The sequence below is a fragment of the Pseudoalteromonas sp. APC 3250 genome (genome assembly GCF_030407915.1).
In the GTDB taxonomy this organism is placed as follows: domain Bacteria; phylum Pseudomonadota; class Gammaproteobacteria; order Enterobacterales; family Alteromonadaceae; genus Pseudoalteromonas; species Pseudoalteromonas tetraodonis.
In genome coordinates, this window is the sequence record NZ_JASDCM010000014.1 from 86,604 (window position 1) to 102,693 (window position 16,090).

A 16,090-nucleotide genomic window follows, 5' to 3' on the forward strand; every position below is an offset into this window, starting at 1 on the left:
GGTGCAAGCATAAAAATGCCATAAAAATAATTGCACAAGACTTTTAAGGGATTTAAAATTCAACAAATAGATAAAAAAGAGATAAAAAATCCAACCTCAGAGGGCGTGGCGTTTAAATTAACAAGCACCGTAAAGTACAGTGCTTATTTTAACTTTTTTTAATATTTACTCTTTCTTTTCTGCGCGTACGTAATTTGACGCACCACGAGTAATATAGCGTAACTGCCAAATAACTCGCTCAATTAATTCATCGCGTTGCTGACCTTCAATATCTAGCGCTTCGGCGCCAGCATTAAATACCAACGTAACCATAGCCTCTGCCTGAATATACGCATGAATCGCATCACAGGGCGTTTCACTTTCTAAATAATGAGCAAGCTCTAAAATAAAGTGTTTCACTTCACGTGCTACAGCCGCTCTAAATGCTTTTGAGGTACCCGAGCGCTCACGCAGCAATAACCTAAATTGATTACTAGAGTTATCAATAAACTCCATAAAAGTAACCACTGACGTATTTATTACACTGCCGCCACTGGCTATTCGCCTACGAGCTTGACGCATCAGCTGACGCAGCGTTAAACCCGCTTCATCAACCATGGTTAAACCTAGCTCGTTCATATCTTTAAAGTGACGGTAAAAAGAGGTGGGCGCAATACCCGCTTCGCGCGCTACTTCACGCAAGCTCAAATTTGAAAAGCTATGATCAGCACTAAGCTGATTAAAAGCAGCTTCTATTAATGCTTGTCGTGTTTTTTGTTTCTGTTGTGCTCTAACGCCCGACATCAACAGCTCCCTGAATGAATTTGTAATAAATTTTTAATTAAAAAAATAGCTAATAGTACAGTCTAATACTTGACGGCAGCAGATTGAAATATTATTTTAGCGTACAGTTGTACGCTGAGAAATGAGAAAGATGAAAAAACCACCACTTATATGGACCAACGTCCTGTTCTTTAGCCTGACGTTTTTGGCTGCTGTTACACTTGTACCTTGGTATGGGTTTAACTATGGCTTTACAGGCACACAATGGGCTGCTTTTGTAGCTTGCATGTTTTTTGCAGGATTATCGATCACTGCGGGTTACCATCGTTTATGGGCGCACAAAACCTACAACGCACACCCGGTCGTTGAATTTATTTTTGCCTTAGGCGGCGCGTTTGCTTTGCAAAACAGTGCGCTGCATTGGAGCAGCGATCATCGTATTCACCACGGTCAAGTTGATGACCCTGTAAAAGACCCTTATGCCGCTACCAACGGCTTTTGGTATAGTCACATAGGCTGGATGCTGCGCGACTACCAAGGCGATAGCTACGGTGATTACAGCAATTGCCGCGACCTACAACGCAATAAAATAGTGATGTGGCAACATAAACATTACTTAAAGCTGGTAGTTGCCATGAATGTTGGTTTACCACTGGTATTAGGTTTAATGTTAGGTGATGTGTGGGGCATGTTATTACTAGCGGGACTACTTCGTTTAGTACTGAGCCAGCATTTTACCTTTTTTATTAACTCTGTTGCGCACATTTGGGGTTCTCGCCCTTACACAGAAAAAAATACCGCACGCGATAACGGCTTTTTAGCCTTATTTACTTATGGGGAGGGTTATCATAACTTTCATCATATTTTTGCTAGCGATTACCGCAACGGCATTAAGTGGTTTCATTACGACCCAACTAAATGGATGATCCGCTCGTTAGCTGCACTTGGTTTAGCGAGTAAATTAAAGCGCACACCGGTTGAGCGCATAGAAAAAGCTAAAGCAGAAACCTTGATGAGCAAAACACAAGGTCGCCTCGCAAAATTGCCTTTAGCGCAAGATAAGCTTACATTATTACAACAAGAGTACGATTTGTTGCTTAAAAAACTGCAAAATTATTGCTCATTACAAAAACAAGTGTTGGAAGCTAAAAAAAATAATATGGCAAAGCAGTGTGAAAAGTCGGCATTAATGGCACAATATCACGAGCTTGAGGCCGCCTGGGAAACACAAAAACAGGCATGGCTAGCACTTAATGCGAGGTTATTAAAAGCCTCTTTTAGTTAAAATAGGAGTGGCTGTGGCCAAACAACCAGAAAAGAAAAAAGTACCCGTGACATACCAATATGATGCAATCATTATTGGCACGGGTCCTGGCGGTGAAGGGACCGCTATGAACCTCTCTAAAAGTAACAAAAAAGTAGCGGTTATTGAACGCCAAACAGCCGTGGGTGGTGGCTGTGTACATTGGGGTACCATTCCTTCAAAGGCACTTCGTCATTCTGTTAGTCGCTACATTGAATACAAAGCAAATCCTTTATTTAACGTAGGCGAGCGTCCGGTAAGACTTACCTTTCCTGATATTTTACGCCATGCCAGTTCGGTAATTTCAAAGCAGTCAAACTTACGCAGCAGTTTTTACGATCGTAACCGCATTCATATGTTTCAAGGCGACGCTAGCTTTGTTGATAAGCACACTATTGAAATTAGACGTAATGACGGTTCTACTGAGCGCCTTACTGCACAAACGATTGTTATTGCTACCGGCTCACGACCTTATCGCCCACCAGGGGTTGATTTCACCCACTCACGAATTTACGAAAGTGACACTATTTTAGGCCTTGAACACGACCCTCATCGCGTACTTATATACGGCGCGGGTGTAATTGGTTGTGAATATGCGTCTATCTTTAAAGGGCTAGGTGCCAAAGTCGACTTAGTGAATACTCGCGATCGCTTATTGGCGTTCATGGATGCTGAAATATCTGATGCATTAAGCTATCACTTTTGGAATAGCGGTATTGTAATTCGTCATAACGAAGAGTTTGATCGCATTGAAACCCGTGATGACTGCGTTGTTATGCATTTAAAATCGGGCAAACGTGTTAAAGCTGACTGTATTTTATTTGCCAATGGCCGAACCGGTAACACTGACACCCTTAATTTAGAAGCCATTGGCTTAAAAGCAGATAGCCGCGGACAGATAAAAGTAAACGAAACCTACCAAACAGAAGTAGACAATGTATACGCGGTAGGTGATGTTATTGGCTATCCAAGCCTTGCTAGTGCTGCCTTTGATCAAGGTCGAATTGCCGCAGATGCCATCGCGTGTGGTAATTGTGATGAAAAGCTGATTATTGATATTCCAGCCGGTATTTATACTATCCCTGAAATGAGTTCTGTCGGTAAAACAGAGCAACAATTAACTGCTGCAAAAGTACCGTATGAAGTGGGACGTGCGCAATTTAAACATTTAGCCCGCGCGCAAATTGCAGGCACCGATGTGGGCAGTTTAAAAATATTATTTCACACTGAAACCAAAGAAGTACTCGGCGTGCACTGCTTTGGTGAGCGTGCCTCTGAAATTGTGCATATTGGCCAAGCTATTATGGAACAAAAAAATGGTGGCAACACCATCGACTACTTTGTAAATACCACGTTTAACTACCCAACGATGGCAGAAGCCTACCGAGTTGCGGCGTTAAATGGTTTAAATCGCTTGTTTAAGTAATATCAAGCACTAGGTAACAAAAAGCCCGCTTGAATCAAGCGGGCTTTTTTAATAACTCATCGTTATTTAGAAACTATTTATGATATTGCGCACTTAATTCATGCACGGCGTTAATGAATACACCGGCATTTTCTGGGTCAACATCTGGTGTAATACCGTGGCCTAAATTAAATACATGGCCATTGCCAGTACCAAAGTCTTCTAAAATAGTACCAACCTCTTGGCGAATACGATCAGGCGTACCATGAAGCATTGATGGGTCCATATTACCTTGCAGTGCTACTTTATCGCCAACACGACGTTTAGCATCACCAATGTTAATAGTCCAATCTAAACCTACTGCGTCACAGCCCGTTGCGGCAATCGCTTCAATCCACTGACCACCATTTTTGGTAAATAAAGTAACCGGTACTTTACGGCCATCGTATTCACGAATTAAGCCATCAACAATTTTATGCATGTATTGCAATGAAAACTCGTTGTAATCACGCGGGCTTAGTACACCGCCCCATGAGTCAAATACCATTAGCGATTGCGCACCCGCTTTAACTTGCGCGTTTAAGTAATCTATCACCGAATCAGCTAGTTTATCGAGTAATAAATGCAGTGTTTGCGGCTCAGCAAACGCCATTTTTTTGATTTTACCAAATACTTTACTGCTACCACCTTCAACCATGTAAGTTGCAAGTGTCCAAGGCGAACCAGAAAAACCAATTAATGGCACTTCGCCTTTAAGTTCACGACGAATAGTGCTCACTGCGTTCATTACATAGCCAAGCTCATCGGTAGGATCGAGTTTAGGAATTTTTTTAACATCAGCTAGTGACGAAATTGGGCGTTCAAACTTAGGGCCTTCGCCTGTTTCGAAGTACAAGCCTAATCCCATTGCATCGGGAATAGTTAAAATATCACTAAACAAAATAGCTGCATCTAATGGGTAACGGCGCAAAGGCTGTAATGTTACTTCACAGGCTAACTCAGCATTTCTACACAGGCTCATAAAATCGCCCGCTTGTGCACGTGTAGCACGGTATTCAGGTAAATAACGTCCTGCTTGACGCATCATCCATACCGGCGTGACATCAACAGGTTGCTTGGCAAGGGCACGTAAATAACGGTCGTTTTTTAATTCGCTCATAGCGTATAGAGTCCTAGGGCTTTTAGAAATTGTGCAAGATTGTACCACCATATTCACGCCCCCTCTATCGCTAAGCGATTAAATCGCTACAGAGTAGCGCTAGATCAAGTAATTTTTAATTTTCATGTTGCTTTGTACATAAAACAACCAAACAAACGTTAATAATAAAAACTTTTCATTAAACTATTTGCAACATCTAAAAAAGCTTGATATTGTATCTCCCGCGTTAACAAAACAATAACAAAAATTGTTAATATAAAAATAATAAAAATCTCTAATAAAAATAAGAATGCTTGTTTAAACAAGTCTAATAAAGAAATTAAACCACCGTAATAGGTGGTTTTTTCTTGCCTGGAATAAATTACTTACAACTTATACCCTTAAACAAAATTCCCTCTGGTATTACATCTATTTTACTTGTTGATATACACGCCAATTAAATATATCTTGGATAACATAAGTTTTATTTTTAATTTAAAAAATCCAACCCAGCTTAGGAGAAGAATTATGCTGAAGCGTGTAGAAAAAGCTCAACAAAAGTGGGGGGGTAGCCATACGGTCATCGATAATTGGTTAAACGAACGCCAAGAGTTGATTGTGCTTTACTGTAAAATTGCAGGCTTTTCACCTTATGAGAAAAAAGATCAGTCTTTGCCTGAACCATCACAAATTCAGGCATTTTGCCAAATTTTAATGGATTATTTATCTGCCGGCCACTTTGAAGTGTACGACGATATTGCTAAAGCCTGCGAAAAGAAAGGCCTAGAAAGCCAGCAACTCGCTAATACGATATACCCACGTATTTCAGATACCACTGACATCGCTCTGGATTTCAACGATAAGTACGCTGAGGTAGACGCTGAAGATTTACTAGAAGGCTTTGATAACGATCTTTCAGTAATGGGTGAAGCACTCGAAGCGCGCTTTGCACTTGAAGATGAGCTGATTGATAACTTATTTTCTAATCACACTGACTAATTAGTTATTCAACGTAATAAAAAAGGGACCTAAGGTCCCTTTTTTATTATCTATAACGCTTATTCTGCAGCGGCAGCTTCTGCATCATTTTGAATTTCTAATAATTCAACTTCAAAAATAAGTGTTGAATTAGCAGGAATTTTACCTAAATCACGATCGCCGTAAGCAAGGTCTGAAGGAATAGTAAATTTGTACTTAGACCCTACAGGCATAAGTTGTAAACCTTCAGTCCAACCTGGAATTACACGGTTTAGTGGGAACGTTGTCGGCTCGTTACGTGAGTAAGAGCTATCGAACTCAGTACCGTCTAACAATGTGCCTTTATAATGTACTTTAACCACATCAGTTGCTACTGGTTTTGCGCCTTCGCCTTCGCTCATTACTTCGTACTGTAAACCAGACTCAGTAACCATCACGCCTTCTTTTTTAGCGTTATCAGCTAGGTATTTTTCACCTTCAGCTTTGCTTTTTTCAGACTCTACTTTTGCTTTTTCTTCTTGTTTAGTACGCACTGATTCGTCTAATGCTGTTAGTACTTCACGAATTTTATCTTCGTCAATTTTTGCATTACCCGCAAGTGCATCTTCAAAGCCTCGCATTAATAAAGCTTGGTCTAATTCAATACCAATTTCTTTTTTATCCGCTAGATCTTTATTTAAAAAGTTACCTACTGATGCACCAATACCGTACGCTTGTTGCTGTGCTACAGTATCTAGCTTAACGTCTGCTTGCTCTTTTTTTGCTTCTTGATTACAAGCTGTAAGCGCTAAAACTGACGCTGCAATCAATGACAATTTAATCGTCTTTCTCATTTTAAATCTCCGACACACTTTGCAGTTGCCATTTATTGTAATATTACTAGTTAAAGATTAACGGCCTACATGGTAGGCTGCTTGTTTAATAGCTAAACTAAAAACATATCCAGTGATTAGACAAACAACCTAGGCGTTTAACGAGACCTAGTCTAACCTCTCAGTCACTAAGAGTTAAGAGGAAATACCTGTAATATGTCGTTATTTCGTACTTTTTTAGTCGCCACTTGCTGTTTATTAACAATTGCATGTAGTGATGAAAAACAACAAGCAGTGGCCAGTTTTGAGCACACTGCACAGGGCGCCTTTTCATCTGCGTTATCGCACGATGGTCAATACAGCTTAGTGTCTTCTATCCATCATGGGGTCGCCCTTTGGGATAATCAACAGCAAGCGCTTAAATACCAATGGTTTCAACAGCAGGCTGAAGATAGCTTAGTTTATGCCGTAGCCATTGCTTTTGATAATAGCGTGGCTGTTACCGCCGAAAAAACCACCTTTGCGGTCTGGGATATTGCCACCGGCAAAAATAAAGGCTTTTATAAAATACAAAAAGCCAGCATTCGCGATATTGCCATTAGCAACCAAGGCCAAAGTGTTGTTTACGGGCGCAGCGATGGCGTTGTGGTATTTATAAACCTTAACACAGGTAGGCGCATTGAATTTTTAGGCCATCAAGAAAAAGTAAATACCGTTGACCTATCACCCAACGGGCGCTATGCACTAAGCGGCTCTAACGATTATGTTGCCTACTTATGGGATACTCAAAGTGGGCAAGTAGTTCATCGCTTTAATCACCCAACCCGAGTAACGCAGGTCGCTTTAGATCCTCAAGGGCGCTATGCTTTTACCGCCGACAGTATGGCACAAGCAAATGTATGGAAGCTGACTACAGGTGACCTTGTTAGTAAACTAAAGTATATTGCGCGTCAGAAAATTTTTACCGCAGTGCGCTTTAACGATCAAGGCACTTTATTAGCAACCGGTTCACCCAATAAACGGGTTGATTTATGGCAGCTAACCAGCGGTGAAAAAATTCAAACATGGCAAGTCACTCCGCGAGAAGGCAGTAAGCCCAAATCGGCAGTGGTACTTGATGTGGCATTTACAGATAACGGTAAATCATTGTTAACTGAAAGCTCGAGCGGAATCGCTGAGCGCTTTATTATACGAGAACCAAATGAACACAATTGAACATCGGCTAATGGAACTTGAGGCTAAAGTGGCTTTTCAAGACGAAACAATTGAAATTTTGAATGATGAAATAAAAGTTCACCAGCAACAGTTGGCAAAAATAAAGCGCCAAACCGAGTTGCTGGCTGAAAAGCTTAAAGAGTCGCAAGCATCGCAACCTATGATGTCGAATATGCCGGAGCCTCCGCCACCGCATTACTAAACTGTTTAGGTTTAGTCGCCTGGATTAAACACGCCAATGATCTGTTCAAATTGGCGTGTTGATGCCTGCACAGCCTGCTCTGGTTGAGCCATTTTATGACCACACTGCATACATTCAACTTTTTCTACGTCATGCTCTTTGTAGAGCATTAACATATCCATGGTTTTACACTCAGGACACGTTGCTCCAGCAATAAATCGTTTTTTATGTTTCACTTCGTTTTTCCTACCATTTTAACTGACGTTATTTTATCGCAATATTTGCCTACTTGATACGATTGATATAGCTAATAAGATCCGTGTTATAATGGCTGCAATTCAATCAAGGCACAGTAAAGTAACGTATTTATGATCCAAATCTCAGAAATAGAACTGCTTCGCGGTGGCAAAGCTTTATTAAAAAATGCATCGGCTACATTATTTCCAGAGCACAAAGTAGGCCTTGTTGGTGCTAATGGCTGTGGTAAGTCAACGCTATTTAGTTTATTAAAGTCTGAGCTTTCGTTGGATGGCGGTAATTGCAGTATTCCTAAAGATTGGTCACTGGCCTCAGTAAAACAAGAAACCCCCGCCCTTGAAATAAGCGCTATAGATTACGTACTGCAAGGCCACCCTGAATATTATGCGCTACGAATTGCTTTGCGTGAAGCTGAGCAAACCAATGATGGCGACACTCAAGCTAAAGTGCATATTCAGCTTGAAAATATTAAAGGCTATAGCATAGAAGCCAAGGCAGGAGAGCTATTACATGGCTTAGGGTTTGCTAATAACCAAATAGAAAACCCAGTAAGTGCATTTTCGGGTGGTTGGCGTATGCGTTTAAACTTAGCCCAAGCGCTTATTCGCGATGCCGACTTGCTGTTACTGGATGAGCCTACAAACCACCTTGATTTAGATGCTGTGTATTGGCTTGAGCGTTTTTTACGTGCCTACACTGGTACATTGGTACTGATATCTCATGACCGAGAGTTTTTAGATGCGGTGGTTGATCAAATTTGGCATATAGATAAACAACTTATCAATGTATATAAAGGCAATTACTCGCAGTTTGAACGCCAAAAAGCTGAGCGTTTATTACAGCAACAAGCCATGTTTGAAAAACAACAAGATCAAATTGCCCACTTAGAGCAATTTATTACTCGTTTTAAAGCTAAAGCCAGTAAAGCCAAACAGGCACAAAGCCGCGTTAAAGCGCTAGAACGCATGGAAAAACTTGCCCCTGCACATGCTGACTCGCCATTTGATTTTGAATTTGCCGAGCCAACCGCTCTGCCTAACCCGCTAATGACACTCGACAAAGCTAAAGCCGGTTATGGTGATGTGACCATTTTAAACAGTATTAAGCTGAACTTAGTGCCAGGTAGCCGTATCGCGCTGCTTGGTAGAAATGGCGCAGGTAAATCAACACTTATTAAGCTGCTCTCTGGTGACTTACAACCTCAAGCAGGTGAAGTGTTTCAGCATCAGGGGTTAAACATTGGCTACTTTGCGCAGCATCAATTGGAATCACTTGATTTAAAAGCCAGTGCCGTCACTCATCTGCAACGTTTAAACCCTAAAGCCAGCGAACAATCACTGCGTGACTTTTTAGGCGGCTTTGCCTTTGTAGGCGATAAAGCACTCGACCCTGTTGCCCCTTTTTCAGGCGGCGAAAAAGCGCGCTTAGTGCTAGCTATGTTAGTCTATCAAAAGCCAAACTTACTGTTACTCGATGAGCCAACCAACCACCTTGATTTAGAAATGCGCCACGCATTGGTTATGGCATTACAAGGCTTTGAAGGCGCTATGGTCACGGTATCGCATGATCGCCACATGCTTAAAAACACCGCTGATGAATTTTACTTAGTTGATAACGGCGAAGTTACTCAGTTTGGTTACGACCTAGACGCGTATTATCAGTGGCTGCTTAATGCTAATAAAGAAGCCGCTAAAAGCGACACCGATGACGAGCCAAAAGCCCACTCACAAGTAAACCGAAAAGAGCAAAAGCGCTTAGAGGCCGAGTTTAGAAAAGCGATTCAACCGCTTAAAAAGCAAATTGAAAAGCTTGAAAAACAATTGGATAAATTTGCTGCAGAATTAGCTGACGTTGAAGAGGCGCTCGGCGATAACACACTTTATAACGATGAAAATAAAGCTAAGCTCAAAGAGCTAATTACCAAGCAAGCCACACTTACGCCTAAGCTTAATAATGTTGAAGAAGAGTTATTAATGGCCCTTGAAGAGATGGAACAAAAAGAACAGGCATTCGCCGATGAACTTGCTTAACAGCAACGATTTTTGGCAGTTTGCATGTCAGCTTTATAGCGAAGATGGCATGCAAGCGCGCCTGTTAGATTACCAAAACCTGCAAGGTAAAAACGTCAACCTATGCTTGTTGCTGTATTACTTAGATTCTCTCAATCTAGCTATTAACCAAACACAGCTGAGCAAGCTTGAACAATCTATTAGTGAATTTGAGCAGCAGGTATTAAAGCCTCTACGTACTACCCGCGCCTATTTAAAAACAATTCAAAACGAGATTACCGATTACGCCGCAATTCGAAAAGCACTTCTCGGCGCCGAGTTGAAGTTAGAAAAGCAGCAACAAATAATATTGATTGATGTAGTTAATAGTATGGATTTAACAGCCTGTTCAACGCCCAATAACAGCGATAAATATTTGGCATGATTTTTCACCATTATTTTCATCATATCACTTATATTATGAATATTAGCTCGTAATATACGTGGTTACTTTGGTTTGTTTTATAAACCAAGCTGCATATCTTTGGCTTTGTATTGAAACACCTCTTCTAATGGCAAGTTAAAAACTATAGAAATTTTAAAAGCCACTTCTAGAGAGGGTGAATATTTATTTGCCTCAATTGCCATTACCGTTTGCCGAGTTACACCAATAGCATCTGCTAATTGCTTTTGCGTCATTTCATCGCGTAAAAAGCGTAATGTTCGAATAGAGTTAGTTATTACATACTCACTCATAAATATTACCCGTTCTACCTTTATAAAGCTGCGCTATATAGTTGACTATTTCGGCAATCAAAAAAGCACCTACCATGACGTGCATTGGTAAGTATGGAATATTATATTCAATGGCTGGGCCCCAGTTATTAGCTTCAATTTGATACTGAACAATAGCAACACAAATTCCCGTCTGTAATATTATGGCCTTATATTTATAACCCACTAAATTTATTTGCTTTTCTCTCACATCAGGTGGCTGATTTAATTCATTATCACTGATAAATGAAAGTAATAAATAGCTCAATACTATAAGTATCACAGAATAAATTAACACCTGTAGCAATAAACCAGATAACCAAGAAACAGAACTAAGCTGCTGCGTACTCGCATTCATTAGGCTGTTTACATAAAAGTAAGATATGTACACGCTTACTAGTAAATCGATACTCAGCGTCAGTTCTCTAAAACTTATGCTTTGTAAAAATTCTTTAAAGTGCTCTGAACGAGTCATATAAAGCTAACCCCAAGTAAAATATTTTTGACTTTAAAACTATAAGTTCACTCTTTAGCCATGTCAAATATATTTAACACTAGGTTTATTTTATTTAACCTAAAACAAAGCAACGGTTATTCAAAGCTGAACTTTGCTGACCATCTTTATTATAAAAGTGATTAAAAAATCGCAGATAATTTACTAAAAAGTGCAAAATCGACTTAACTTTATTGATCAAAATCAACATCTGCATTGCCCATTTTATAATCTTTTAAATAGCTTGATCTGGATCATATCAAGCCCTGCCAAGCCAGCCTATGATTAACCCATAGACATCAGGAGGCCATTATGGACGTATTCTTTAGAGATTTTTTTAGCGACCCAGTACTATTTTTATCATTTGGATTTTTAGGCGTCGTTATTAGTTTATGCCTCTTCTTTGTGTATTTTTTCATGAAAAAAGTACACGATGCAGATATTAAAGAACAGCATTAAGCACGACGCACAAAGCGCCTTATTAGTTTACTGATTAGGCGCTTTTTATTTTTAAATATAAAAAATTTGCTACACTAGCGCTTCGTTTATTGCAAAGTGCGTAGTACAGACATGATCCCTAAGTTCAAACCCGCATGGTGGATGACCAACCGACACGTTCAAACCATAATGCCGCGTTTTTTTCGCCCTTTTCACCATACTCGCTACGAACTTGCGCAACTTGATACACCCGATGGTGACTTTATTGAGCTTGCTTGGTCACTCCCGCATAACGAAACGGCGCCGCTCGCAGTGGTACTTCATGGACTTGAAGGCAACATAAATAGTTTTTATGCCAAAGGCATGATGAAAGCATTAAAAAAGCAAGGGTTTGCAGTGGTGCTAATGCACTTTAGAAACTGCTCAACCGAAGTCAATCGCCTGCCAAGAGCCTACCATAGTGGCGACACTGCCGATTTAGCTTTTTTTATAAACCATTTAAAACAGCAATTTCCAAAGCGCCCGATTGTGGCGGTTGGCTTTTCATTGGGTGGTAATGTGCTGGCTAAATACTTAGGGGAAGAACACATTCACTGCCCGCTTAGTGCAGCCGCCGTGATATCTGCGCCCTATGATTTGTCATCATCTAGTGATGTTATTCGTAAAAGCTTAGGTAAAATTTACCAAAAATATTTGCTCGATCGGATGAAAAAGTCGATGCAACGCAAACTACCACAAATTAAACAGCAAATACCGATCACCACCGATCAGTTAATGGAAATTGACGATTTATTAGAGTTCGATAACCAGCTTACAGCACCGCTACATGGCTTTGAAAATGCGCACGACTACTACAAAAAAGCCAGTGCCATGCCGTATTTAAAAGATATTGCGACACCCACACTAATTATTCATGCCAAAGACGACCCTATGCTGTCGATTAAAGCAGTTCCAAGTAGTCAGAATGTGAGTGAGCATGTTACGCTGCGTATCTCAGAGAAGGGCGGCCACGTAGGTTTTATTAGCGGTAACAACCCATTTAAACCCGTGTTTTGGTTAGAGCAAGTGGTGCCTGATTATTTTAAGCAATGTGTATTTAATAACACCGATAAAGAGTGGCTATGATTATTCCTTTTGAACAACTTGATAAAGACACACTGTACAACCTAATTGAAAGCTACGTTTTGCGCGAAGGCACTGACTATGGCGAACAAGAGTTCAGTATTGAAAGTAAAGTAGCGCAAGTAAATCAGCAATTAAAAAGCGGCGAAGCTATGGTATTTTTCTCTGAGCTACATGAGTCGGTCACCATAATTTCTAAAAGTGAATTCAAAGCACTACAAAGTGAAGCGCAATTCGACGAGTAAACTTGTCAGACACGGCGTAAAAATAGACAATGGCTTTTTTAACTTAAAGAGCCATTATAAATGATAAAACTAAGCTCAATAGTTATTGCAATGTCGATTGCATTAACAGGTGCAGTACACGCAGAAATTAATCCCTCGGATAAAGCAATTAAGCTTGCACACGATACCATTTTAATCGATACCCACATTGATGTACCTTACCGTATTCACGCAAAATGGGCTGATGTAACTAAAGCTACTGATGGCGGCGATTTTGATTACCCTCGTGCAGTAAAAGGCGGTTTAAACGCGCCATTTATGTCGATTTATATTCCTGCTCATTTAGAGTTTGAAGGCAAAGGCAAAAGCTTTCAATTAGCGAATCAATTGATTGATGGTATGGAAGCAATTGCACAACGTGCACCTGACAAGTTTGCCATTGCCAGCTCAACAAGCGATATCGAAGCACAATTTAAGCAAGGTAAAATGTCGATTGCTATGGGCATGGAAAACGGCTCACCCATTGAAGGCGATTTAAACAACCTACAGCATTTTTTTGACCGTGGTGTGCGCTATATCACCCTTGCTCACTCGCAAAGCAACCATATTTCTGACTCATCATACGATATTCGTCGCAAGTGGAAAGGCCTAAGCCCATTTGGTAAAGAACTAGTAAAAGAGATGAATAATATCGGCATGCTGATTGATGTGTCTCATATCTCGGACGATGCGTTTTATCAAGTGATGGAACTGTCTAACACCCCTGTGATTGCATCACACTCATCACTACGTAAATACACACCAGGTTTTGAGCGTAATATGAATGACGACATGTTATTAGCTCTTAAAAAGAACGGTGGTGTTATTCAAATTAACTTTGGTTCAAGCTTTGTTACTGCTAAAGCAGGTACGTGGGGCAAACAGTTAAAAAGTAAAAAAGAAGCGGTAAAAAAAGATGGTACTAAGTTAAGTAAAGATTTTGATGCGATGTACCGCGCTAAAAACCCTTACCCATTTGCAAGCTTAGAGCAAGTGCTTGATCATATTGATCACGTTGTGAAGTTAATTGGTATAGAGCATGTTGGTATTGGCTCTGATTACGACGGCGTAGGTGACTCACTGCCTATCGGTTTAAAAGATGTGTCTAGCTACCCAAACCTTGTACAAGGCTTAATGGATAGAGGCTACAGCGATAGCGATATTAAAAAGATTTTAAGCGGCAATACGCTAAGAGTGTGGAAGCAAGCTGAGCAATACGCAAAATCTCATTAAGCTTTACGCGCTAGGCTTAGGTCTAGCGCTTATAGCCACTTTAAACACCGTATTTCGCCACTCACGCCCCGCATTCTTAATTAACCCGTATATTTAACCCTCATTTAACACACTTTTTAACAGACTTATATTTCGAAAACAGATAAATTACCCATTTTAGAGGCTGATTATTTTATGACTATAAACAAAGGAACTATTGCTATAGCAACACTTGCCTTGGTAATTTCATGCTACGGAACATTTTTTAAAGATCAGGCCAGTTCGCTTAATAAACCCAACCAGCAACAGCTAAGCTCCACAGTTTCTATTAGTACTCCTGCAGAATACCAGCAATCAAATGAAGCCCTAATTGACGAACTAAGCAAGAAAGTAAGTTCGCTACAACGCAAAATAGCAAACTTAAAACTGCACGCTAATGACTCTTATCAAGAACAAGATACCGACGAATTTAAGGAGCTTGTTCTTGACGTACTAGAGGAAAAACAGCAGCAAGAAGATGAAAAACGACGTGAGCAAAATCCTCTTTATAGCTTTTATGCAGATTTACCAGAAGACTATGATTTAAGGATCAAATCAGAACCTGATTATGCTAAACAAATAAACTCTCAATTAAGAGAGCAAACTTTAGATCCAAGCATCTCTGATTTAAATAGGTTAGCTGCACTGAGCCAACTGCAAATGAATATGTATATTCTAAATAAATCTACTATGCCTGAGTATGACTATGAAGTAGTGGGTAACATTTTAAATTTAGCGAACAACAGTAGTGACGAAAAATTTAAAATTCAAGCTGTTGAGTTATCAACTCAAACACCGGTACTTGATTACCGCCTTGCAGAGCAGTTTACAAACTTGTTAGAGCAAGACTCGAATGATTATATCCGTCGCTTAGCTGCACAAGGGTTGATGGCGCAATACTACCAAGCTCAAAATAAACAAGGTGGTTATACGAAGCAAATGGCGCAACATCTACTTTCAGTTTATGACAATACCTCTGACAATGCAGTCAGGGCAACGCTTGACGAAATGATGGGTAACCAAGATATGCTTGATGAATTACGTAAGAGTGCTGGTTACTAACTAATTAAGTCCATACTCCTACTTTGTTACAGCGATAACATTAATAATTACATTTTACCTCAGGCATAAAAAAACCGAGACTGAGCTCGGGTTTTATTAATGCTTAATGCATTACAACTAATGATTACTCTACGATAGTTGCTACAAAGCACCGATGCCTAAGTAAGTGCGCCACCTTCATGCTTTATCCTCTGAGTTCGATAAAACTCAACCCATACTACGATGATCAAATTAATACCGCTTTGCTCTGCCTGAAGCCTCGCACCTAATACCTGAAACCTGTATTTTTCTTGAGACATTAAAAAGCCCGACGCTAAGCTCGTTTTTTTTCGTATTAATTAGCTAGGCTAATTATTACTCGTTGAACGTTGCTACAAAGCACCTACCCCTAAGGTAAGAGCGCCACCTTCACATGAAGTAAATTGCAGACATTAAAAAACCCGAGGCTAAGCTCGGGTTTTTTTAGTATTAATTAGCTAGGCTAATTATTACTCGTTGAACGTTGCTACAAAGCACCTACGCCTAAGGTAACTGCGCCACCTTCACATGATGTAAATCGCAGCCATTAAAAAAGGCCACCTAAGTGACCTTTTTCTAACAATTAACTTAAACGTTAATTATTACTCTACGATAGTTGCTACAACACC

At 40.1% G+C, this 16,090-nt stretch carries 18 protein-coding genes; 11 read left to right on the plus strand and 7 right to left on the minus strand.

The annotated features are described in order from the left end of the window. Window positions 1-165: 165 nt before the first annotated feature. Window positions 166-783 (minus strand): HTH-type transcriptional repressor FabR, encoded by a 618-nt coding sequence (gene fabR / locus QL986_RS14185; RefSeq protein WP_013466159.1) that lies wholly within the window; start codon window positions 781-783, stop codon window positions 166-168. 130 nt (window positions 784-913) lie between these two features. Between fabR and QL986_RS14190 the strand changes: the two genes are divergently transcribed. Both QL986_RS14190 and sthA read left to right on the plus strand, forming a co-directional pair. Then, complete coding sequence (locus QL986_RS14190) at window positions 914-2,047, plus strand: fatty acid desaturase (RefSeq protein ID WP_024602170.1); 1,134 nt, start codon at window positions 914-916, stop codon at window positions 2,045-2,047. Between the two features lie 13 nt (window positions 2,048-2,060). Further along, window positions 2,061-3,491, plus strand: coding sequence for a Si-specific NAD(P)(+) transhydrogenase (sthA, locus tag QL986_RS14195; RefSeq protein WP_016900074.1), 1,431 nt, complete (start codon window positions 2,061-2,063; stop codon window positions 3,489-3,491). Between the two features lie 73 nt (window positions 3,492-3,564). Here the strand turns inward: sthA and hemE are convergent, their stop codons facing one another. Continuing rightward, window positions 3,565-4,629, minus strand: a complete 1,065-nt coding sequence (gene hemE / locus QL986_RS14200) for a uroporphyrinogen decarboxylase (RefSeq protein ID WP_013466162.1) — start codon at window positions 4,627-4,629, stop codon at window positions 3,565-3,567. Window positions 4,630-5,136: 507 nt separating this feature from the next. On the opposite strand from hemE, the gene QL986_RS14205 reads away from it, so the two are divergent. Next, entirely contained in the window at window positions 5,137-5,607 is a 471-nt protein-coding gene (locus QL986_RS14205) for an Rsd/AlgQ family anti-sigma factor (RefSeq protein ID WP_013466164.1), read from the plus strand. A 59-nt stretch (window positions 5,608-5,666) separates the two neighbouring features. Here QL986_RS14205 and fkpA read toward each other — a convergent pair whose 3' ends face one another. Beyond that, entirely contained in the window at window positions 5,667-6,419 is a 753-nt protein-coding gene (gene fkpA / locus QL986_RS14210; protein ID WP_024602169.1) for an FKBP-type peptidyl-prolyl cis-trans isomerase, read from the minus strand. Between the two features lie 195 nt (window positions 6,420-6,614). Between fkpA and QL986_RS14215 the strand changes: the two genes are divergently transcribed. Together QL986_RS14215 and QL986_RS14220 are read left to right on the plus strand one after the other, a co-directional pair. Then, a complete protein-coding gene (locus tag QL986_RS14215) occupies window positions 6,615-7,613 on the plus strand; it encodes a hypothetical protein (protein ID WP_013466166.1) in 999 nt (332 codons plus the stop codon). Continuing rightward, window positions 7,600-7,815, plus strand: a complete 216-nt coding sequence (locus QL986_RS14220) for a SlyX family protein (protein WP_013466167.1) — start codon at window positions 7,600-7,602, stop codon at window positions 7,813-7,815. The genes QL986_RS14215 and QL986_RS14220 overlap by 14 nt, the downstream gene beginning before the upstream one ends. Before the next feature lie 11 nt (window positions 7,816-7,826). On the opposite strand, the gene QL986_RS14225 is transcribed toward QL986_RS14220, so the two are convergent. After that, window positions 7,827-8,030 (minus strand): YheV family putative zinc ribbon protein, encoded by a 204-nt coding sequence (locus QL986_RS14225; protein ID WP_008114218.1) that lies wholly within the window; start codon window positions 8,028-8,030, stop codon window positions 7,827-7,829. Between the two features lie 132 nt (window positions 8,031-8,162). On the opposite strand from QL986_RS14225, the gene QL986_RS14230 reads away from it, so the two are divergent. Both QL986_RS14230 and QL986_RS14235 read left to right on the plus strand, forming a co-directional pair. Further along, the gene (locus QL986_RS14230; RefSeq protein ID WP_013466169.1) at window positions 8,163-10,082 is read left to right on the plus strand and encodes an ATP-binding cassette domain-containing protein; all 1,920 of its coding nucleotides are present in this window, start codon (window positions 8,163-8,165) and stop codon (window positions 10,080-10,082) included. Next, complete coding sequence (locus QL986_RS14235) at window positions 10,069-10,485, plus strand: TIGR02444 family protein (RefSeq protein WP_290191657.1); 417 nt, start codon at window positions 10,069-10,071, stop codon at window positions 10,483-10,485. The genes QL986_RS14230 and QL986_RS14235 overlap by 14 nt, the downstream gene beginning before the upstream one ends. A 77-nt stretch (window positions 10,486-10,562) precedes the next feature. Here QL986_RS14235 and QL986_RS14240 read toward each other — a convergent pair whose 3' ends face one another. Both QL986_RS14240 and QL986_RS14245 read right to left on the minus strand, forming a co-directional pair. Continuing rightward, the gene (locus tag QL986_RS14240) at window positions 10,563-10,796 is read right to left on the minus strand and encodes a helix-turn-helix transcriptional regulator (RefSeq protein WP_013466171.1); all 234 of its coding nucleotides are present in this window, start codon (window positions 10,794-10,796) and stop codon (window positions 10,563-10,565) included. Then, on the minus strand, window positions 10,789-11,289 hold the full coding sequence (locus QL986_RS14245) for a hypothetical protein (protein WP_013466172.1): 501 nt from the start codon (window positions 11,287-11,289) through the stop codon (window positions 10,789-10,791). Before QL986_RS14245 ends, QL986_RS14240 begins: the two co-directional genes overlap by 8 nt. A gap of 588 nt (window positions 11,290-11,877) precedes the next feature. Between QL986_RS14245 and QL986_RS14250 the strand changes: the two genes are divergently transcribed. The 4 genes from QL986_RS14250 (at window position 11,878) to QL986_RS14265 (ending at window position 15,443) form a co-directional block, all read left to right on the plus strand. Then, complete coding sequence (locus tag QL986_RS14250) at window positions 11,878-12,870, plus strand: hydrolase (protein ID WP_013466176.1); 993 nt, start codon at window positions 11,878-11,880, stop codon at window positions 12,868-12,870. Next, window positions 12,867-13,112, plus strand: coding sequence for a YheU family protein (locus QL986_RS14255; RefSeq protein WP_008114225.1), 246 nt, complete (start codon window positions 12,867-12,869; stop codon window positions 13,110-13,112). Before QL986_RS14250 ends, QL986_RS14255 begins: the two co-directional genes overlap by 4 nt. 60 nt (window positions 13,113-13,172) lie before the next feature. Then, on the plus strand, window positions 13,173-14,363 hold the full coding sequence (locus QL986_RS14260; protein ID WP_024602168.1) for a dipeptidase: 1,191 nt from the start codon (window positions 13,173-13,175) through the stop codon (window positions 14,361-14,363). Window positions 14,364-14,537: 174 nt separating this feature from the next. Then, window positions 14,538-15,443 (plus strand): hypothetical protein, encoded by a 906-nt coding sequence (locus QL986_RS14265; protein WP_024602167.1) that lies wholly within the window; start codon window positions 14,538-14,540, stop codon window positions 15,441-15,443. Window positions 15,444-15,601: 158 nt separating this feature from the next. Here QL986_RS14265 and QL986_RS14270 read toward each other — a convergent pair whose 3' ends face one another. Further along, window positions 15,602-15,742, minus strand: coding sequence for a hypothetical protein (locus tag QL986_RS14270; protein WP_013466179.1), 141 nt, complete (start codon window positions 15,740-15,742; stop codon window positions 15,602-15,604). Window positions 15,743-16,090 lie beyond the last annotated feature (348 nt).